The sequence below is a fragment of the Fibrobacter intestinalis genome (assembly GCF_900167415.1).
GTDB classification, from domain to species: domain Bacteria; phylum Fibrobacterota; class Fibrobacteria; order Fibrobacterales; family Fibrobacteraceae; genus Hallerella; species Hallerella intestinalis.
Map to the genome: position 1 here is coordinate 1 of NZ_FUWU01000035.1, position 18,300 is coordinate 18,300.

An 18,300-nucleotide genomic window follows, 5' to 3' on the forward strand; every position below is an offset into this window, starting at 1 on the left:
TGGAACAGGCTTTGCCGGGTTTGATTGAACAGTCGCTTTTTCAAAAGACGATTTCAAAAAGTATTCGCGATGTCGTTTCATTTGAAAATGGCGTAGCGAGTGTGCAGGACGCCTGTGGCGACAATTACGAAGTGGAACGCCCGATTGCTTACGGAAAATTCCTGCAACGCGTCCAGTCCAAGGAATCCGTGCCCGTAACGCTGATGCACAAGGCCCTGTGCGATTTTGCGAACAAGGGCGGGAAGGTGATGTTCAACGAACGTACGCTTCTTAACGTATGCCAGAAAATTCACAACTGGAAAATCGAACATTTGAAGGGACGGTTCTGCTACCAGAAAGTGAGCCGCACCCGAATTAAAAAGACTTGGCTCAACGACGAAAAAGGAAATGCGGAAAAGTTCATATCGCAGGGACTCGTGGGCAAATTCGGGGACGCAAGTAAAGTGCCTGATAAGTATCTTTATAACAGCATTGCTTACGATTCTCCGCTAGAAAAATCCGACATTCTGAACGGCATTGAAGGCGTTGAAGTTTATGGAAAAATTCCAAAGAGCACCATTCGCATCCCGACAATTCTCGGCGAAACCTACAGCCCGGATTTTATGTACATCATTCGCCGAAAGGGCAAGAATGAACTGAATCTGATTGTGGAATGCAAGGATGTCGAAGACGCCGACAAGGATTTGCGAGGTAGCGAAAAACTGAAAATAGAATCCGCCAAGATGTTTTTCAAGAATATGGAATCCGAGGGAGTCAAAGTCCGCTTCGAAAAGCAACTCTCGGGCAAGAATCTCGAAGAAATCATCAGGGTGCTTTGAATGTAGAGCTACGGAAGATTTGGTTGAAAAACTTTTGGGCAAGGGGAAAAATTTTACAATACAAATCTACTACAATTATGCATACTTGTAGCAGGTTAATACAATGTATAAGAAAACGTTCATAACGGCAAAAACGGTTTGCAAACAGGGACGCGCGCAGTATTACGCCACTCTCCAAAAGGCAAAAAAGGGAGAATTGGTTCGCATAAAGCGGGGTGTCTATGCTAAAGAAATCGACCTGAACGATACAATGATAGATGTCGAGGCAATCGCTCCCGACGAAATTCTTTGTTTATTTTCTGCATAGGAACATTCCGAACTTACGACGCAAATTCCGCAGCAATTCGACATTGCCATAAAAAGGGGGCGCAAAGTCGTTCTTCTCGAATATCCTAAAATCAGGCTTCACAACCTATCCGAAAATTCGCTGAATCTTGGTGTTTCTACGGCAACTATTTCCGGATTCAAAGTCAAAATTTTTGACATTGAAAAATGCGTATGCGATGCAATAAAGTTCCGCAACAAAATCGGCATGGATGTTTGCATCGAAATCATCAGGAACTATCTTAAATATGGCGACAGGAACATCTCCAAGCTGATGAAATATGCCCGGGTTCTGCGTGTTGCCAAGATTCTTGAAATGTACATGGCAATGGGCTTGTCAGTATGAGGAACAATGCCTTTTCCATCCGATAAAGGTTGCTCAACAAAGCAAAGAATTAGGTGTTGATTACCAAGTCATTCTCACTCGCTATTTTCACGAAAGATTTTGCGGTTTCGTCGTTGATTATGGGAGGAAATGAGTATAGATTTAAAGAAGGCATTTGAAAAAAAAGGAGATTAAATTATGATAAAAAAAGAAGTTGAGCCGATTTTGCAGATTTTTTTTATCGTTTTTTTGGCAATGAACCACTAAAAATCGAAAAGGGAAACAATGATGGTTTTTATATAAAAATGGCAACATCTAGTGAGGATGATATTTTTGTTGAATTGTGGTATGAAGATTGGACCAAGGAGAAGAAAGGAAAGGTATTTTCGATTTGTCTTGAATACAGCAACGAGAAGCTTTTTAAAGAGCACTTTCCTGAATGGGAACATTACAAAGAATGTCATAAAGATTTTTTTGAAATAGAAAGCCGTCCTGATTTCAATGACCTGTTTTTTCAGAAAGATGCAGATAACCATTATTTTGCAGGAGTCTATATTGATCCTGATGACGAATTAGGTTCTCTACAAAGATTCTTTGAAAATGAAAAAATAAATAAAATTATCAAAAATAAAAAAATCACCTTCAGCGACCCAGGTGAAGAATTAGCGACACAGCGGATACAGCAGGTGTTGGCTCGTGTAGGTCAAGGTAAATATCGTGATGATATGCTGAATTTATGGGATAAAGCCTGTTCAGTTACGGGATGCACTATAAAAGAATCTCTTGTAGCTAGCCATGCAAAACCATGGCGCGATTGCAAGCCTGCAGAAAAGATAAATGCCCGTAATGGTTTATTGCTTGCCGCACATTTAGACGCTCTTTTCGACAAATTTCTCATTACTTTTGACGAAGATTGGAAAATAAAAATTGCTCCACATTTGGAATCAGAATGTAAAAGAATTGGTATCACCCCAGAAATGATGGTTAAATACGAAAAGCTAAAAAAACAAGACCAAGCGGAAGTTCAGAATTTTTTGAAAGAACATCGAAGAAGATTTAATGAAAAACAGAAATCTTAACCATAAACAGACGTAAAAATCACATTTCCCCAAACACCACCGCATCCATCGCATGCAACATTTTGGTGATAATTGTAAGTCTCCTCGTAAAACGAGTAGCTTCCCCCCCCCACCCGCCGAAATCAAAGTAATTGAGGACGGTTAAACGAAATCTTTCCTTACCCCTTCAATACCATCGACAGCTTCGTTCCATCGAAAGCCTTGCCCCAGCCGTCTTCCTCAGAAAATTTGGAAAACGCGACCAGCTGAGGATCGGGTAATGCGATATTCTTCTCTTCAAGCATTTTAACGATTGAAGAAAGCGTCTCAATGCTGCCTTTTCCATATTCCTCAATAACGGTATAGGCATATTCTTCTTCCATGTCACGGATGGCCTTCAAAATCACATTAACATCATCTTTTATTCCTGCATACAGATTTTTAATAGTAGTGTACTGTTCCTCCGTTATGTACTCATAAGGCCCATCTGGGCGATTGTAGCCATCGAATTCAAGCAGGCATTCCGGTAAAATATCGCACATGCTGTCGGCCCATGCATCCAGATACATGGAATCATCCGTAAAACGCCAACATATTTCAAAAATGATTTTCCAATCCCTATCGGGGTAAACCACAGTGAAGTATTTTTCGGCGCACAGAATTGCGTATGCGACCCGCCCTCGCAAAGACACTTCGTTGAAAATATCCATTTTCATTTTATTCTCCTAGGCTTTCCCAGCCGGTGTGATTTTCCTTGATACGCCCCTTAAGGGCAAGGGAAAATAAATTATTGAATAAAGCTTGGAGTAAATGCGAGCAAACGGTTTTTGAAAAACTTGACAAATAACAATCTGCCCCCGCCGAAATCAAAGTAATTGAGGGCGGTTAAACAAAATCTTTCCTTACCCCTTCAATACCATCGACAGCTTCGTTCCATCGAAAGCCTTGCCCCAGCCGTCTTCCTCAGAAAATTTGGAAAACGCGACCAGCTGAGGATCGGGTGGTTGAATTTTGTTGTTTTTAAGAATCGCTAGAATTTCATCAATATATTCGAGACTTGCCGTTCCGTATCCAGGAATACTGGAATAGGCGTATTCTTCTTCTATGTTTCGAATGGCAAGTAAAATCTTGTTCAAAGAATCGTCAACATTCTTGTACAATTTTTTAAGATTTGTGTAGGTTTCTTTATCTATGTATTCAAAATTAGACGCTTCGAAAGATTCAAACTCAAACAAGTATTTTGGGATGTATTCCATAATTTCCCAGGACCACCTGTCAAGTGCTTCGCAATTCCCAAATTTCCAAAATATTTTAAAAACTAGCGACCAGTCCCTTTGAGGGTATTTTTCTGTGGCAAGTTTTTCTGCACAAAGGATTCCGTAAGCGATTCGCCCAAGAAGAGAAATGTTTTTCAATGCGTCCGATTTCATCTCGTATTCTCCTTATTCTGTCCAACCAGTGTGATTCTTTTGGATTCGTCCTTTGAACGCGTGTGTGCAATTTTGACAAGCTGGCTTTGGTTGGCCAAAGCTTTTAGGTGTTGTGTGTATGGTAAATATATAAAGATTCTCCATTTTTGCTCCAGAATTCAAAGCCTTGTTTATAGCATGAACTTCGGCACAATTGCCCAAGTCATATTTGTTGAGAGATTTTGGCGGTAATACACCATTTTCTCCAAAGATTTGGGGATTTCGAAGGTCGTTCTCTTGAAAAACCCCTCCATTTCTTCCATAGAAATACCTGCCAGATTCGTTGTCATAAACTATGGTCGCTGTATTAAATTGATCCTTTTGACGTTCTGATTTTTTTCCTAAACGTTCTTTTTCGCCTATAGCCCATTCTTTTACTCGCGATTGCATGACCTTTGCATCACGATGATAAGGGCTGTTCGCCGATCCTCTAGTTCCACTGAACAAACCACTTGCATCTTGACCCATTTGAAGTCCTCGATTAAACTTTTGTGGAATTTAACAATGGGTTCAAAAATCTGCATTTCTTGATGAGAAACTAAAAAATAACGATTCTAGACAAATTTCAACATTCTATGTTTGATTCCCTTTATTTTTTTGACAAAAAAAAAGCAATTGTAATTTCTCAACGAGAAATATTTTGTCGTTTTTTGTTTGGTTTATCCCTTGTATGTCCAGCTAATTCCTTCAAGTGGTTTTCCTTTAGCAGCATGTTTGCGGTCGGAATGTCGACGGAATCGTGTTTTTCCAGCAATACTTTATATACAATATGTTCCTTTGAGTTGCCAAGGCTTAATCCAGCTTTCTGAAGTATAGACATAGACGTAGAAAAGTCAACATTCAGATCAATTAAGAGTGCTATTAAGGTTCTATGCTCAAATTTATAGTCTTTGTTGTACTTAATCTTTGAAAAAGTAGATTCTGGTATTCCTGTTGATAAACTCAACGCCTTGACCTTTTCCCCATAGCCTCTAGCAACAATGAATTTCTGGATGCTTTCAGAAGCGGAATCGGTGGAGCAGAGGATAATATTTTGCGTATCAGACAATATCTGGGACACTGAATTCCTGAGTGAATTCAATATAATCTCATCATTTGTCTGCATTTTTATCACTCGATGTTACTTTGCAAAAAGAGGCAGGTCTGTTGCATCCTTTTTAATGGAGATTCGTGTGGAAATTTTATAGCCACGCTTTTCAACATTGTACTCAACGACATCAACTCCTTTCATTTGGCAATATGCTTTCATGTCATTGGGCATTATACCAAAGAACAGTGTTGTTTTTGGTCGAATTTGGTCTATCATTTTCTTTAATCCTTTGTAAAATACTTCTCGGGAATCTTGTTCACCTTGGCAACCGTAGGGACTGACGAATACACAGTCTGGATTTTCAATTCCGCAAAACAAAAAGTTGTAACTATATTCATCCTTATCAAAACGCACCAGTGGAATAACGATCAACCCATTTTGCTGACAAAAGAATGTTAACGCTCTTGCAAAATAAACCTGCGACAATTTCAATGCCCGCGGCATATCGTAATAGATGCTTAAATCAGGCGCAACCAAACCGGCAAATCGCTTGAGTCGCTTCAGATACCGTTTGGGGTTTCGTGTAAATGCGATAAACTTGTAATCGTTTTCAAAGAAGTGAACAAAATATCTTTCAGGATGCTTTGACGTAAATTTTTTTGAGATGGCGATAGAAAACGGCACCATCAAATCGGGTATAACCTCGGTATTTCCGACTAAAGGAATTTCATATTCTCCGCGAAATTCCGCACCTTTGACAAGATACGCTTGAAATACATCTAGGCGCTTGTCTTTTTTCAATTTTACTGACATGGAGTCCCTCCAAAATGACGACAAACAAAGACATCCCCGTAGGTCGTCATTCCTACGGAGAAAGCCTTATTCTTTTGGAAAAGAAAAAGGCGTGGGGTCTGTGTGAACTTACTCCTTTCGAGGCTCTGGTAAACCTGCAACTAGCATAAGCACAAACGACCCACGCCCAAATAGTGTGCGTAAGCATTCGTCTTATTCTCGCTAGTTGTGAAATTTACCAGATTTCGAAAAGAGAGAACAAGAGTTAAATTCAAAATAATCGCCGACCAGATGTCAAAGAAAAATGACGATTTGGTCTATGTCATCAGGAAATATAGTTTTTTAGAATGTCAAGACAAGCAAAGGCACGTTATTGGTGCAAGCAAAATGATGTATTATAGAGTTTTAAGGAATCGTCCCAAAACGAGGGGGGTATCCCCATCACCCCATCATTCATCACAAACGAAATTTCATTCCCCAAGCACCACCGCATCCATCGTCTGCGCCATCTTGGTGATGTCGGCTTCGTGCATCAGGCGGTAATCGGAGAGGATTCGTTCCAAAGGATACTTGTCTAAAATTTCAGCAAACTTTTTTGCGGAGTGCCACTGGTAATAGGCAAGGACATGACCGCACCAGTATTCCGCTTGCGGGTAGAACGGTTCGTAAACAGATTCCAACAATTTCTTCTCGTATTGCGGGAATGCGAGAATTGCCAATTCGTAACCGGATTTGCCGCACAGAAAATTCGGGTTGGCGTATTCAATTTGCGTCGGAATTCAGAAGCGAGAAAAACTTTTTGCACTTCATCTACAGACAAATTCAAATTGTAGAGCACCGCCTGAAAAAAGAATCCGAGATTCTTCTGGGCATCGCTCAGGTACATTTCACTATAGGCGGATTTCATCGAGCAACCTCGGATTTCGAACGATATCGATGAAGTAAACGCCTTCGCTCGGACGGACTTTCCGCAGGCCTTCCAAGTAATTTCTTCGGGCGGCGCCATCTCGCTCGCGAAGGAGAAATACGAATCATTGGCGCGATAGCCCTCTATAACGTCATAATCCAGATAAGGCACTTGAAATTTTTCCGTCAGGAACTCCAGATTTGTTCAGCCAAGGGGCGACTTGGGCGCAAAAAACCTGTTCTGCATCAAGATGGTGAGCCAGTGGAGAATGCTAAAGCATTCCGCCGACAAATCGAGCACCTTCAATTTTCGCAAATCCAATTCATAGGCGTTGGCAAAACCGTCTGTATTTTTTTGACAGGCCCATTCCATTGCCAGCTCCCGCTTCTGTGCAATAGAAACCCCATCCAAAGTCGTTGTGCCGGTTTTCAAATTTCAAAACGGGATGTTCGATTCACTTTTCTGAACCGTGATAAACAAGCATGCCCTAAAGCTAAATTATTTGAAAATTTGTGTCAAATTTTTCACTACCAAACGAATATTCCATCCGATTGTTTTTTACATACAGAAAAACCCGGCTCGACCGAGCCGGGTTTTCCTTTAGAATCCAAGCGAATTAGTTTTCCGCTTCCTTGGAAGCACCCTTGACCATGTCAACGGGCTTCGTTTCAGCTGCGGGAGCGTCCGTTTTTGGAGCTTCTTTCGCCTTGATTTCGTCTTCGACAAGCGAAACCAAAGCCATTTCAGCAGCATCACCGGGGCGGTTCGGACCGAGCTTCAGCACGCGAGTATAACCACCGTTGCGGTTCTTATAACGCGGGCCAATCACATTGAAAAGTCCTTGCAGGACCTTCGGGTCACGAACAATACGGGCGGCTTCGCGACGAGCGGAAAGATCGCCCTTCTTCGCATAAGTGACCAAGCGATCCACAACACTGCGGACAAGGCGAGCCTTGAGGAGAGTCGTGCGCACAGAGCGATTGATCTGTTCCTCTTCCAGGCCTTTGGCAAGGATGGATGTCGCGAGGCTACGGAGGATGGCGCGCTTATGCTGCGCATTCACACCGAGTTTCTTGTTTTTTACACCGTGTCTCATTTTTCTTAATCCTTCAAGTATTCATCGACGTTCATGCCAAAAGTAAGACCCATCGACGTCAATACCTCGTTAAGTTCAACCAAGGACTTCCGACCGAAGTTCTTGTATTTCAGCATATCCCCTTCCTTATTGCGGACAAGTTCTGCAATCGTATGGATGTTCGCCATACGGAGGCAGTTGCTGGAACGAACGGAAAGTTCAAGTTCGTCCACTCGCAAACGGAGGCGGCTGGCAATACGCTGACGTTCTTCATCCTGCACCGTTTCTTCCGGAGATTCGAGCTCTCCTTCAAAATTGATGAAGGCTTCCAAATGATCCACCAAAAGCTTTGCCGCATAAGCAAGAGCGTCTTCGGGGTCAATGGATCCGTCGGTCGTCACTTCCAGTTCCAGACGGTTGTAATCCGTTTTCTGTCCCACGCGGGTGTCGCTCACGTGCATCGCCACTTTCAAAACCGGGTTGAAGTTGGCGTCCATGGCGATTTCACCGATAGGGGCGTCCGGATCCTTCAATTCGTCGGCAACCACATATCCGCGACCGGAAGAGACCTTGAGCTCCATGCTCAAAGAAGCGTTTCCAGACAGCGTTGCGATATGAACGTCCGGGGTAAGGATCACCACGTTGGGATTCTCCTCGATGTTCGCAGCGGTGATTTCACCATCGCCCGACATATCCAAGCGAAGCGTTTCGTCATGATCGGAGAGCAGCTTTACACGAATGCTCTTCAAGTTCAGGATAATGTCCGTAACATCTTCCTTCACTCCCGGAATGGACGAAAATTCCTTTTCGACTCCGGCAATTTTTACGGAGACGATCGCAGCGCCTTGCAGCGAGGAAAGCAGCGTGCGGCGTAGAGCGTTACCGACAGTAATACCCCATCCGCGTTCCAGGGCTTCTACGACGAACTTCGCATAGCGCCCATTTTCACCGGTTTCCACTTTCTGGAAACTGCGCGGCATTTGGAGAGATTTCCACATCATTGGCGTTTTCCCCTGTTGATATTAAACTTTTCTCTTCTTCTTGGGACGGCATCCGTTGTGCGGGACACCGGTCACATCACGAATCGTCAACACTTCGATACCGACGTTCTTGATAGCACGGACAGCGGATTCACGTCCACCACCGGCACCTTTCACGCGGACATCGACCTTGCGAATGCCGAGGTCGTAGGCCTTGTGGGCGGCGGCTTCAGCAGCAAGCTGGGCGGCGAACGGAGTGCTCTTGCGGGAACCCTTGAATCCGGAATTTCCCGGAGAGCCCCAAGCGACAACGTTACCGTGCGCATCGGTGATCGACACAATCGTATTGTTGAAAGAAGCATTCACGCAGGCAATTCCCTGCACGTCAACACGCTTCTTACCTTTTTTAACCTTTTCCTCGGCGGGAGCAGCAGCTTCTGCAGCGGCCGGGGCGGTTTCTTTAACTTCTTCGTCTGCCACGGATCGTCTCCTTACTTCTTCTTGTTAGCAACGGTCTTCTTCGGGCCCTTGCGAGTGCGAGCGTTCGTACGGGTGCGCTGACCACGGACCGGCAACTTCTTCATGTGGCGGCTTCCGCGATAGCATCCGATATCTTGAAGGCGTTTGATGTTCAACGTCGTTTCTGCGCGAAGCTGACCTTCCACAGAATATTCGTCTTCAAGAACGTGACGAATCTTACCTTGTTCTTCTTCAGTCAGATCGTCGCACTTCTTCGTCTGATCGATGCCCAATTGAGCGCAGATCTTACGAGAGGTGAAAAGCCCGACTCCGTAGATAGCCGTCAGACCGTACTCGACAGTCTTGTTTTTCGGCAAATCGACACCAGCAATACGTGCCATAAAATCTCCTAACCCTGTCTCTGCTTGTGACGGGGGTTCTTAGAACAGATGACGCGAAGAATGCCCTTGCGACGGACAATCTTGCAGTTTTCACATCTTGGTTTGATGGAGGCTTTGATTTTCATAGGTTAGACCTTTTTCCCTATTACTTGTAACGGTAGGTGATTCTTCCGCGCGATAAATCGTACGGAGAGATTTCGACCAACACTTTGTCATCCGGCAAAATGCGGATAAAATGCCGGCGCATTTTCCCAGAAACATGAGCGAGAATTTCGTGACCATTTCCGAGGCCAACACGGAAGAATGCGTTGGGAAGAGCTTCCAGCACAACGCCTTCTACTTGAATGCCTTCTTCTTTAGCCACTAGGATGCCATCCTGCCGCGAATGCGGCCATGTTTGAGGAAACCAGCGTAGTTATTGGTATGGAGATGGGCTTCGAGTTGACGAAGCGTGTCCAGCGCCACACCGACCACGATCAAGACCGAGGTGCCGCCAATATAGAAAGACATATTCAAAGCGTCTTTCAAATGCAGCGGACCGACACTGATTACAGCCAGGAAAATGGATCCCGGAAGTGAAATGCGGGTCAAAATATGGTCAATATACTCAGCGGTCTTTTTTCCCGGACGAATGCCCGGAATGAAACCGCCCGACTTCTTGAGATTATCGGCAATGTCCGTTGGGTTGTATTGGATAGCCGTATAGAAGTAAGTAAAAAAGATAATCAGCGCGGCGAAGATTACGCTATAGGTGATATGTCCAGGAACGAATGCACCCGCAAAGGACTGCATCCAGCTCACGTTGGGCATCCACGAAGCGATAATCGCGGGCACGAACATAATGGAGGAAGCGAAAATGACTGGTATCACGCCGGCTGTATTCACCTTGAAAGGCAAATAACTGGCCTGACCGCCAACCACCTGATTTCGTCCGACCACCCTGCGCGGGCTTTCCAGCGGAATACGACGAGTGGCCTGCTCCACGAATACGATGAAACCGACGATAGCAACCACAATCGCCAAGATGAAAATCTCGATGGCGAGCGGCTGAATGCCTTCGGTAAACATTTCGATTTCGCGAAGGAATGCCCTCGGAAGTCCGCCGACAATACCGGCAAAGATTATCAGGGAGATTCCGTTACCAACACCCTTTGCCGTAATTCTCTCGCCGAGATACATGACAAAGATGGTTCCTGTGGTGAAGGTAAGCGTAGCAAGTAACCGGAATCCGACATTGCCAAGCCCGGACTGGAATCCGTCCGTAAGCACAGAAATGCCCGTACCGGTTGCGGTGGAAACTGTTAAGCTCGAAAGCCAGACGGCAACACCCCAGCCCTGAAGAGCGCCGAGGAGAACCGTAAAGTAGCGCGTGTACTGATTCAGCCTTGCACGCCCTTCCTGGCCTTCTTTTTGAAGCATCTTGATCGCCGGAATCACAGAACCCATCAGCTGGATGAGAATGCTTGCGCTGATATACGGCATAATGCCCAAGGCAAAAACCGTAGCCTTAGCGAAAGCACCGCCGGTAAAGGAGTCGTACAAACCGAACATATTGTTGCTGTTTCGGAAATACTCCGCCAAAACCGTAGCGTCCACACCAGGAATGGTGATGTGCGAACCGATGCGATAAACAATGAGAATACCCAAGGTAAAGAGAATTCTTTTCCTCAGGTCTTCCATTTTGAAGGCGTTGACGAACCCGTCAATAGCTTTCTTAAGAACTTCCATTATTAGACGAGCTCTACTTTGCCGCCGGCAGCTTCAACAGCCGCTTTGGCCTTTTCGCTGATAGCGTTGACTTTGAGAGTGACAGCCTTCGAAATCGTGCCGTAGCCCAAAACCTTGATCGGCTTCTTCACGCTGCGGACAAGACCCTGGTCGAAAAGAACCTTGGCGTCAAATTCGACAACACCGGAATTTTCAATGGCCTTGAGATTCACAATCTGCGTATCCTTCGGGAACTGCGACTTGAATCCGCGCTTCGGGATACGACGGTGAATCGGCATCTGGCCGCCTTCAAAAGCAGCCCGACCAGCCTTGGCGCTCTTACGAGCACCGGCACCTTTCTGACCACGACCGCCAGTCGTGCCCCAACCGGAACCCGGACCGCGGCCAATGCGCTTGCGCCCCTTAGTCAGAGCACTCTTAGCAGGATTGATACTATTGAGTTGCATGATTAAATTTCCTCGACCTTGATCATGTGACGGACAGCATTGATGATGCCCTGAATAGCCGGAGTCAAAGTCATTTCATTAGAGGTTCCAATTCCATGAAGTCCCAAGGACGCAATATTGGCCCGGTGCTTCGGAAGAGAATGGATAAGCCCCTTGACTTGGGTAATTCTTACTTTTTTCATTTTAGACCTCAGGCGTTCTGACCGCGCAAAGCCGCGTAGTCATTTTTGTTCTTCTGCGTCGTGAGACCTTCGATGCAGGCTTGCACCACAGTGCTCGGATTGGAAGAACCATAGATCTTGGTAAGAATGTTGTGGACACCGGCGAGTTCCAAAACAGCACGGGCTGCAGCGCCGGCAATAACGCCAGTACCGGGAGCGGCGGGGATCAAGCGGATGCGGGTTGCGCCGTACTTGATTTCCACATCGTGCGGAATGGTTCCGTCTTGAACATTCACTTCGATAAGATTGCGTTGAGCAGCCTCGGTTCCCTTGCGGATAGCTTCGGAGACTTCCTTAGCCTTGCCGAGCCCCACACCAATTTTGCCTTTCTTGTTGCCAACGACAACGAGAGCACTGAAGGACATCCGACGGCCACCCTTCACAGTCTTGGCACAGCGATTGATGTGCACAACTCTGTCTTCAAATTCAGAAACTTGTGTTTCGCGTTCCAAAGTGTACCTCTTAGAATTGGAGTCCGCCTTCACGAGCTCCCTCAGCGAGAGCCTGAACGCGACCATGATAAATGAAACCACCGCGGTCGAAGACAACGGCAGAAATGCCCTTGGCCTTCGCAGCGTCGGCAATGAGATTTCCGAGTTTCTTGCTCTGTTCGGTCTTGGAAAGCTCACCGAACTTCGCCTGGAAGTCCTTGGACGAAGTCGTTACCTGAACCAAAGAGGTGTGAGAAACATCGTCGATGATCTGAGCGATCATATTAGACAGCGTACGACGAACAGCGAGACGCGGACGTTCGGGGGTACCGCTGACGGTCTTGCGAACACGCGCATGACGCGCAATTCTGGACTCGAGTCTTTTCTTTGCAATAGCAGTCATAACGTTACCTTATTTACCTGTCTTCTTGCCCTGCTTACGGCGGATGATTTCACCAGCATACTTGACGCCCTTGCCCTTATACGGTTCAGGACGACGATACTTGCGAATTTCTGCGGCAGCTTGACCAACTTTCTGCTTGTCAATACCCTTGATGGAAATCTTCAGAGGATCGACAGCCTTCAATTCAATGCCTTCCGGAGCCTTGTAGATGACCGGGTGGGAGAATCCGAGGACGAGGTTCAAGTCCTTGCCCTTCTGTTCCACACGATAACCGACACCGACAATTTCCAGGTTCTTTTCAAAACCTTTGGAAACGCCTTCGACCATGTTCGCCACCAAGGCACGGGTCGTGCCGTGAATCGAACGGGTGAACTTCAAATCGTCCGGACGTTCAAACGAAAGCTGGTTGCCATCCAATTTAATCTTGATGAGGTCGTGAACCTTGGTAAAAAGCTTGCCGAGCTTGCCTTCCACCTGAATGTTCTGACCATCCACTGCGACTTTCACGTCGGCAGGGATATGAATAATTGCTTTTCCGATACGAGACATCTTTACCTCACCAGACCTTTGCGATGACTTCGCCGCCCACGTTTTCTTTGCGAGCTTCGTGGTCGGTCATCACACCTTTGGATGTGGAGATAATAGCATAGCCAAGTCCGTTACGAACGCGCGGGAGCTTCGCGACATCGCTGTAGATGCGGAGACCCGAGCGGCTGACGCGCTGGATGCCTTGGATAGCCGGAACGCCGTTTGTGTAGCGAAGGAGAATTTTGAGGATTCCCTGCTTGCCATCTTCAACGACGACGAACTTTTTAATAAAACCTTTTTCCTGCAGAACGCGGGCGATTTCGCGCTTCTCGTTGCTGGCAGGGATGTCCACCACAGGCGCCTTTGCCGAAACGGCATTGCGGATGCGGGTGAGCATATCGGCGATTGTATCTGTTGCCATTGTTTAATGCTCCTTACCAGGAAGATTTGGTGATGCCCGGGATTTCACCGGCGAGTGCCATTTCGCGGAAGCAAATACGGCACAGTCCAAAGCGACGCATATAAGCGTGCGGCCGACCGCACCGCTTGCAGCGATGATAACCGCGAACGGTGTATTTCGGGGTGCGTTTGCACTTTTCGATCATTCTTCTGCTTGCCATGGTATACCTTACTTCCTGAAGGGGAGACCGAGACCTTCGAGCAGAGCACGTCCTTCTTCATCCGTTGCAGCGGAAGTGACGAAAGAAATGTCCATACCGAGAGTCTGCGTAATTTTGTCGATGTCGATTTCCACAAAAATCGATTGTTCCTTGATGCCGAGCGTATAGTTGCCGCAGCCGTCAAAACCGCGACGCGGGAGACCTCGGAAGTCACGCACACGCGGCAAGGAAATGTTGATAAAACGATAGAGGAAATCCCACATATTTTCGCCGTGCAAAGTCACCTTGGCACCAATTCCAAGACCTTCGCGGAGCTTGAAGTTGGAAATCGCCTTGCGAGCTTTCGTGACAACCGGTTTCTGACCGGTAATCGCGGCGAGAGTGCTGAGGGCTTCGTCCAGAACCTTACGGTTAGAAGCGGCTTCGCCAACACCCATATTGATAACGATTTTCTGCAGACGCGGAATCTGCATCACGTTCTTGTAACCGAATTTCTGCTTGAGAGCCGGAACTACGGTCTTTTCGTAAACATCTTTCTTCATAGTGCTCATAGTTACGACCTCACAGAGCCTTTCCGGACTTGACGCTTACGCGAACGCTCTTCTTACCGGCTTCACGAACGCGACGAGTACGAACAGGAGTGGAACCTTCGAGGAGCATCGCGTTGGAGATATCGATCGGAAGTTCCTTTTCGACGATACCGCCCGCCTGATTGGTACGGCTCGGCTTTTCATGACGCTTGTGAACGTTCACGCCGGCGACGATGATGCGGCCTTTTTTCGGATCAACGCTTAACACAACACCGGTCTTGCCCTTGTGAGCACCGGAGATAACCTTGACGTTATCATTCTTTTTAATGTTAGACATTAGAGCACCTCGGGTGCGAGAGAGATGATCTTTGTGAAATTGTGCTCACGAAGTTCACGGGCAACAGGTCCAAAGATACGGGTTCCACGGGGTTCGCCATCTTTCGTTACGAGAACGACAGCGTTGTCGGAAAAACGAATAAATGTTCCGTCCTTACGACCGATTTCTTTACGGGTGCGGACCACGACAGCATCTGCGACAGAGCCTTTCTTCACCTTGCTCTGGGGGATAGCGTCTTTGACAGCTACCTTGATGATATCCCCGATGCTTGCATAGCGCCGGTTAGATCCACCCAAAACTCGGATGCAGGCGACTTCTTTCGCGCCGCTGTTGTCGGCCACGACCAGTCTTGTTTCTTCTTGAATCATAGTTTTCGCCTTACTCCAGAAGGATTACTTCTTCTTTGCCACAATCCGAACCAAGCGCCAACGCTTTGTCGCGGAAAGGGGACGGGTTTCCATAATTTCCACGGTATCGCCAACTTCGGCTTCATTCTTTTCATCATGAGCCTTGAATTTAGCCGTGGATTTCATGATCTTGTTGTAAATCGGGTGACGCTTGCGGTCTTCGACCACAACCGTAATCGTCTTGTCCATCGCATTGGACGAAACGATACCCTGTCTCACTTTGCGAGAGTTTCTTTCCATTTTCTGCTCCTGCCGGCTTAAGCCTTGGCCCTTTCGGTAAGAATCGTCTTGACCCGAGCGATATCCTTGCGGATCGAACGAGCCGTCACAGGCTTTTCTGCGCTGTTTCCGGTTTTCGCAGAGAACCGGTTGTTGAACAAATCCAGATTAAACTGGGCGAGTTTTTCTTTGAGCTGTTCTGTGCTCAATTCTCTGAGTTCGCGTGCTTTCATCAGATCTCCGAAGCCTCCACGATTTTAACTTTAATCGGCAGCTTCTGCGATGCTTCGCGAAGCGCTTTAATGGCAAGGTCACGGTCCACACCGTCCATTTCGAACATGATGCGACCCGGGAGAACCACTGCAGCCCAGAATTCAACGGCACCTTTACCTTTACCCATACGGGCTTCGGCAGGGTGACGGGTTACCGGCTTGTTCGGGAAAATGCGGATCCAGATGTGACCGCCACGCTTGATAGTACGAGACATCGCAATACGGGCAGCTTCAATCTGGCGTGCTGTAATCCAGCACTTTTCGAGAGCCTGCAGACCATATTCGCCAAAAGCGATAGTGTCGCCGCTGGTCGCACGTCCCTTCATGCGGCCTTTCTGTTCTTTGCGGAACTTTGTTCTTTTAGGACTCAGCATAATTACTTCTCTCTCTTAGGTTCAGACGACAAGACGTCCTTGCCAATCTTTTCGCCGTGCATGATCCAGACCTTGACTCCGACAGAACCGTAAACGGTCTTTGCGGTAGCTGTGGCATAGTCAATATCGGCACGAAGGGTGTGCAGAGGAACGCGACCTTCCGCATACTTTTCAACGCGGGCGATTTCGGCACCGCCGAGACGGCCACCGCATTGAATCTTGATGCCTTCGATGCCCATGCGCATAGCGCTCTGCATCGCACGCTTCATCGCGCGGCGGAAAGAAACACGCTTTTCAAGCTGGCGAGCAATGTTTTCTGCAACCAACTTCGCATCTGCTTCCGGACGCTTGATTTCGTGGACGCTAATATAGATTTCTTTTCCGGTGAGATATTGGAGTTCGCTCTTCAAGCGATCCAATTCTTCGCCCTTTTTGCCAATCACGACACCCGGACGGGCGGTGAAAAGATTTACGTTCACTTTCTTGACGGTGCGTTCGATGCCGACCTTAGCCAGGGAGGCGTGTTCAAAACGCTTCATCAGGTAGCGACGAAGAACAATATCCTCATAGAGGAAATCGGCGAACTTATCATCTTTGGCATACCACTTAGACTGCCAATCATCGATGACGCCGAGACGAAGACCATACGGATGAGTTTTCTGACCCATAGTTTACTCCTTATCAGCGTTGTCAGCAACAACGACGGTCAAGTGAGACAACGGTTTTGCGATGCGGTCGGCACTTCCGTGAGAACGCGGACGCATACGCTTCATGATGGTCGCTCCATCGGCGGCAATCATATCGATTCTGAGTTCTTCCGTAACGACGGCACCCGAAGCCTTCTGCTTGAAATTCGCGACGGCGGACTTCAGAGCGTTTTCAACAATGGGAGCACCCTTCTTCTTATTGTGAAGAATGGAGAGCATGGCGAAAGCCTGATCAACAGACTTGCCGCGCACCAGATCCGCAACCAGACGGAGCTTGCGAACACCATAACGGATATTCTTTACTTTTGCTGTAGCTTTCATTACTTGCTTCCTCCTGCGGCTTCAGCCTTGCGGTGACCGCGGAAGATACGAGTGGGAGAAAATTCACCGAGTTTATGGCCAACCATGTTTTCCGTTACATAAACCGGAATGAACTGCTTGCCATTGTACACGGCAAAAGTCAAACCGACCATATCGGGGATGATGGTAGAACGACGGGACCAGGTCTTGATGGGCTGCTTCTTGTCGGAGCTTGCCATAGCCTTGGTCTTGACCAAAACGTGGGAATCCACGAAAGCACCTTTCTTAAGGGATCTCGACATAGCTTATGCCCTCTTCTTCTGGCGACGACGCACAATATAATGGTCGGTACGCTTGTTGTTACGAGTTTTCTTACCCTTGGAGTTCTTACCCCACGGAGAGCAGGGGTGACGGCCACCGGAGGTTCGACCTTCACCACCACCGAGCGGGTGATCCACCGGGTTCATCACGACACCACGGACAGACGGACGAATGCCGAGCCAGCGAGAACGGCCAGCAGAACCGGAATTCTCGTTCATGTGGTCCACATTGGAAACCTGGCCGACTGTAGCCAAAGCATCTTCCGGAATCAGACGGATTTCGCCACTCGGAAGCTTGACCTGGCAAAGCTTGCCATCCTTGGCAACCAGTTCCGCACAGGCACCGGCAGAACGAGCGATCTGAGCGCCCTTGCCCGGAATCATTTCAATGTTGTGAATCGTCGCGTTCAGCGGAATGTCCTTCAACGGAAGGGCGTTGCCAAGACGGTATTCGGCACCTTCACCAGAATTGAGGACGTCTCCGACTTTGATTCCCGCAGGCGCAATGATATATTGACGCTTGCCATCGATATACTTGACGAGGGCAATGTATGCGGAACGGTTCGGATCGTATTCAATCGTTTCAACGGTGCAGGAAATGCCCGCGCGTTTACGTTTGAAGTCAATAATACGGTAGGATCTCTTGTGTCCACCGCCACGACGACGAGAGGTGATTTCACCTACGTTGCTGCGGCCAGAGCTACGCTTTTTTCCGACGGTAAGAGGCTTATACGGCTTGTCAGCGGTAATTTCCTTCTTATCGTTCAACTGCTTGTAACGCAGAGTCGGGGTAAGCGGTCTATAACTTTTCAGACCCAT

At 47.2% G+C, this 18,300-nt stretch carries 36 protein-coding genes; 5 read left to right on the forward strand and 31 right to left on the reverse strand.

What is annotated here, in order from left to right; all coding sequences use genetic code 11:
* From B5D40_RS15680 to B5D40_RS09825, 4 genes are all read left to right on the forward strand, one after another.
* Positions 1-818: restriction endonuclease (locus tag B5D40_RS15680; protein ID WP_200804176.1), on the forward strand; the 818-nt coding region annotated here is incomplete at its 5' end.
* 103 nt (positions 819-921) lie between these two features.
* Positions 922-1,125 carry a hypothetical protein gene (locus tag B5D40_RS15955; RefSeq protein ID WP_198951070.1) on the forward strand — a complete coding sequence of 68 codons (204 nt, stop codon included), beginning with the start codon at positions 922-924 and terminating at the stop codon, positions 1,123-1,125.
* Positions 1,126-1,350: 225 nt separating this feature from the next.
* Positions 1,351-1,488, forward strand: a complete 138-nt coding sequence (locus B5D40_RS15960; protein ID WP_200804177.1) for a hypothetical protein — start codon at positions 1,351-1,353, stop codon at positions 1,486-1,488.
* A gap of 284 nt (positions 1,489-1,772) precedes the next feature.
* Positions 1,773-2,546: an HNH endonuclease gene (locus tag B5D40_RS09825; RefSeq protein WP_073305468.1), complete on the forward strand. Its 774-nt coding sequence runs from the start codon at positions 1,773-1,775 to the stop codon at positions 2,544-2,546.
* A 158-nt stretch (positions 2,547-2,704) separates the two neighbouring features.
* Here B5D40_RS09825 and B5D40_RS09830 read toward each other — a convergent pair whose 3' ends face one another.
* The 5 genes from B5D40_RS09830 to B5D40_RS09850 form a co-directional block, all read right to left on the reverse strand.
* Complete coding sequence (locus tag B5D40_RS09830; protein WP_078776777.1) at positions 2,705-3,241, reverse strand: hypothetical protein; 537 nt, start codon at positions 3,239-3,241, stop codon at positions 2,705-2,707.
* 186 nt (positions 3,242-3,427) lie between these two features.
* Complete coding sequence (locus B5D40_RS09835) at positions 3,428-3,955, reverse strand: hypothetical protein (RefSeq protein ID WP_078776778.1); 528 nt, start codon at positions 3,953-3,955, stop codon at positions 3,428-3,430.
* Positions 3,956-3,967: 12 nt separating this feature from the next.
* Positions 3,968-4,462 (reverse strand): hypothetical protein, encoded by a 495-nt coding sequence (locus B5D40_RS09840; protein WP_078776779.1) that lies wholly within the window; start codon positions 4,460-4,462, stop codon positions 3,968-3,970.
* A 157-nt stretch (positions 4,463-4,619) separates the two neighbouring features.
* The gene (locus B5D40_RS09845; RefSeq protein WP_143394499.1) at positions 4,620-5,054 is read right to left on the reverse strand and encodes a hypothetical protein; all 435 of its coding nucleotides are present in this window, start codon (positions 5,052-5,054) and stop codon (positions 4,620-4,622) included.
* A gap of 60 nt (positions 5,055-5,114) precedes the next feature.
* Complete coding sequence (locus B5D40_RS09850; RefSeq protein WP_078776781.1) at positions 5,115-5,837, reverse strand: DUF4417 domain-containing protein; 723 nt, start codon at positions 5,835-5,837, stop codon at positions 5,115-5,117.
* A 14-nt stretch (positions 5,838-5,851) separates the two neighbouring features.
* Here B5D40_RS09850 and B5D40_RS16330 point away from each other — a divergent pair, with 14 nt between their 5' ends.
* A complete protein-coding gene (locus B5D40_RS16330; RefSeq protein ID WP_255404487.1) occupies positions 5,852-5,986 on the forward strand; it encodes a hypothetical protein in 135 nt (44 codons plus the stop codon).
* Between the two features lie 300 nt (positions 5,987-6,286).
* On the opposite strand, the gene B5D40_RS15340 is transcribed toward B5D40_RS16330, so the two are convergent.
* The 26 genes from B5D40_RS15340 to rplB form a co-directional block, all read right to left on the reverse strand.
* Complete coding sequence (locus B5D40_RS15340) at positions 6,287-6,535, reverse strand: hypothetical protein (RefSeq protein ID WP_095879679.1); 249 nt, start codon at positions 6,533-6,535, stop codon at positions 6,287-6,289.
* 392 nt (positions 6,536-6,927) lie between these two features.
* Positions 6,928-7,155, reverse strand: coding sequence for a DUF3990 domain-containing protein (locus B5D40_RS09860; RefSeq protein WP_078776783.1), 228 nt, complete (start codon positions 7,153-7,155; stop codon positions 6,928-6,930).
* 184 nt (positions 7,156-7,339) lie between these two features.
* Positions 7,340-7,819 carry a 50S ribosomal protein L17 gene (gene rplQ / locus B5D40_RS09865; RefSeq protein ID WP_073305481.1) on the reverse strand — a complete coding sequence of 160 codons (480 nt, stop codon included), beginning with the start codon at positions 7,817-7,819 and terminating at the stop codon, positions 7,340-7,342.
* Between the two features lie 5 nt (positions 7,820-7,824).
* Positions 7,825-8,799: a DNA-directed RNA polymerase subunit alpha gene (locus tag B5D40_RS09870; RefSeq protein ID WP_073305482.1), complete on the reverse strand. Its 975-nt coding sequence runs from the start codon at positions 8,797-8,799 to the stop codon at positions 7,825-7,827.
* A 21-nt stretch (positions 8,800-8,820) separates the two neighbouring features.
* Positions 8,821-9,258, reverse strand: a complete 438-nt coding sequence (gene rpsK / locus B5D40_RS09875) for a 30S ribosomal protein S11 (RefSeq protein WP_073305484.1) — start codon at positions 9,256-9,258, stop codon at positions 8,821-8,823.
* Between the two features lie 11 nt (positions 9,259-9,269).
* Positions 9,270-9,638 carry a 30S ribosomal protein S13 gene (gene rpsM, locus B5D40_RS09880; RefSeq protein ID WP_073305486.1) on the reverse strand — a complete coding sequence of 123 codons (369 nt, stop codon included), beginning with the start codon at positions 9,636-9,638 and terminating at the stop codon, positions 9,270-9,272.
* A gap of 8 nt (positions 9,639-9,646) precedes the next feature.
* Complete coding sequence (rpmJ, locus tag B5D40_RS09885) at positions 9,647-9,763, reverse strand: 50S ribosomal protein L36 (protein ID WP_073305487.1); 117 nt, start codon at positions 9,761-9,763, stop codon at positions 9,647-9,649.
* Positions 9,764-9,783: 20 nt separating this feature from the next.
* A complete protein-coding gene (infA, locus tag B5D40_RS09890; RefSeq protein ID WP_073305488.1) occupies positions 9,784-10,002 on the reverse strand; it encodes a translation initiation factor IF-1 in 219 nt (72 codons plus the stop codon).
* Positions 10,002-11,366 (reverse strand): preprotein translocase subunit SecY, encoded by a 1,365-nt coding sequence (gene secY / locus B5D40_RS09895; protein WP_073305489.1) that lies wholly within the window; start codon positions 11,364-11,366, stop codon positions 10,002-10,004. The genes infA and secY overlap by 1 nt, the downstream gene beginning before the upstream one ends.
* A 2-nt stretch (positions 11,367-11,368) precedes the next feature.
* Complete coding sequence (gene rplO / locus B5D40_RS09900) at positions 11,369-11,812, reverse strand: 50S ribosomal protein L15 (RefSeq protein WP_073305490.1); 444 nt, start codon at positions 11,810-11,812, stop codon at positions 11,369-11,371.
* A 2-nt stretch (positions 11,813-11,814) separates the two neighbouring features.
* Entirely contained in the window at positions 11,815-11,994 is a 180-nt protein-coding gene (gene rpmD / locus B5D40_RS09905; protein WP_073305491.1) for a 50S ribosomal protein L30, read from the reverse strand.
* Positions 11,995-12,002: 8 nt separating this feature from the next.
* Positions 12,003-12,485 (reverse strand): 30S ribosomal protein S5, encoded by a 483-nt coding sequence (gene rpsE / locus B5D40_RS09910; protein WP_073305492.1) that lies wholly within the window; start codon positions 12,483-12,485, stop codon positions 12,003-12,005.
* Positions 12,486-12,495: 10 nt separating this feature from the next.
* Positions 12,496-12,867 carry a 50S ribosomal protein L18 gene (gene rplR, locus B5D40_RS09915; protein WP_073305493.1) on the reverse strand — a complete coding sequence of 124 codons (372 nt, stop codon included), beginning with the start codon at positions 12,865-12,867 and terminating at the stop codon, positions 12,496-12,498.
* A 9-nt stretch (positions 12,868-12,876) separates the two neighbouring features.
* Positions 12,877-13,416, reverse strand: coding sequence for a 50S ribosomal protein L6 (gene rplF, locus B5D40_RS09920; protein WP_073305494.1), 540 nt, complete (start codon positions 13,414-13,416; stop codon positions 12,877-12,879).
* Positions 13,417-13,423: 7 nt separating this feature from the next.
* Entirely contained in the window at positions 13,424-13,816 is a 393-nt protein-coding gene (gene rpsH / locus B5D40_RS09925) for a 30S ribosomal protein S8 (RefSeq protein ID WP_073305495.1), read from the reverse strand.
* Between the two features lie 13 nt (positions 13,817-13,829).
* A complete protein-coding gene (locus B5D40_RS09930; protein WP_073305497.1) occupies positions 13,830-14,015 on the reverse strand; it encodes a type Z 30S ribosomal protein S14 in 186 nt (61 codons plus the stop codon).
* A gap of 8 nt (positions 14,016-14,023) precedes the next feature.
* The gene (gene rplE / locus B5D40_RS09935) at positions 14,024-14,566 is read right to left on the reverse strand and encodes a 50S ribosomal protein L5 (protein ID WP_073305499.1); all 543 of its coding nucleotides are present in this window, start codon (positions 14,564-14,566) and stop codon (positions 14,024-14,026) included.
* A 10-nt stretch (positions 14,567-14,576) separates the two neighbouring features.
* Positions 14,577-14,882 (reverse strand): 50S ribosomal protein L24, encoded by a 306-nt coding sequence (gene rplX, locus B5D40_RS09940; protein WP_073305501.1) that lies wholly within the window; start codon positions 14,880-14,882, stop codon positions 14,577-14,579.
* Positions 14,882-15,250 carry a 50S ribosomal protein L14 gene (gene rplN / locus B5D40_RS09945; RefSeq protein WP_073305503.1) on the reverse strand — a complete coding sequence of 123 codons (369 nt, stop codon included), beginning with the start codon at positions 15,248-15,250 and terminating at the stop codon, positions 14,882-14,884. The genes rplX and rplN overlap by 1 nt, the downstream gene beginning before the upstream one ends.
* 24 nt (positions 15,251-15,274) lie before the next feature.
* Positions 15,275-15,529, reverse strand: coding sequence for a 30S ribosomal protein S17 (gene rpsQ / locus B5D40_RS09950; protein ID WP_073305505.1), 255 nt, complete (start codon positions 15,527-15,529; stop codon positions 15,275-15,277).
* Between the two features lie 17 nt (positions 15,530-15,546).
* On the reverse strand, positions 15,547-15,741 hold the full coding sequence (gene rpmC, locus B5D40_RS09955) for a 50S ribosomal protein L29 (protein ID WP_073305507.1): 195 nt from the start codon (positions 15,739-15,741) through the stop codon (positions 15,547-15,549).
* Positions 15,741-16,154 (reverse strand): 50S ribosomal protein L16, encoded by a 414-nt coding sequence (rplP, locus tag B5D40_RS09960; RefSeq protein WP_073305509.1) that lies wholly within the window; start codon positions 16,152-16,154, stop codon positions 15,741-15,743. The genes rpmC and rplP overlap by 1 nt, the downstream gene beginning before the upstream one ends.
* A gap of 2 nt (positions 16,155-16,156) precedes the next feature.
* Entirely contained in the window at positions 16,157-16,822 is a 666-nt protein-coding gene (gene rpsC, locus B5D40_RS09965) for a 30S ribosomal protein S3 (RefSeq protein WP_078776785.1), read from the reverse strand.
* Between the two features lie 3 nt (positions 16,823-16,825).
* Positions 16,826-17,182 carry a 50S ribosomal protein L22 gene (gene rplV, locus B5D40_RS09970; RefSeq protein WP_073305513.1) on the reverse strand — a complete coding sequence of 119 codons (357 nt, stop codon included), beginning with the start codon at positions 17,180-17,182 and terminating at the stop codon, positions 16,826-16,828.
* Positions 17,182-17,463 carry a 30S ribosomal protein S19 gene (gene rpsS, locus B5D40_RS09975; RefSeq protein WP_073305515.1) on the reverse strand — a complete coding sequence of 94 codons (282 nt, stop codon included), beginning with the start codon at positions 17,461-17,463 and terminating at the stop codon, positions 17,182-17,184. Before rpsS ends, rplV begins: the two co-directional genes overlap by 1 nt.
* Before the next feature lie 3 nt (positions 17,464-17,466).
* Positions 17,467-18,300, reverse strand: a complete 834-nt coding sequence (gene rplB / locus B5D40_RS09980) for a 50S ribosomal protein L2 (RefSeq protein ID WP_078776786.1) — start codon at positions 18,298-18,300, stop codon at positions 17,467-17,469.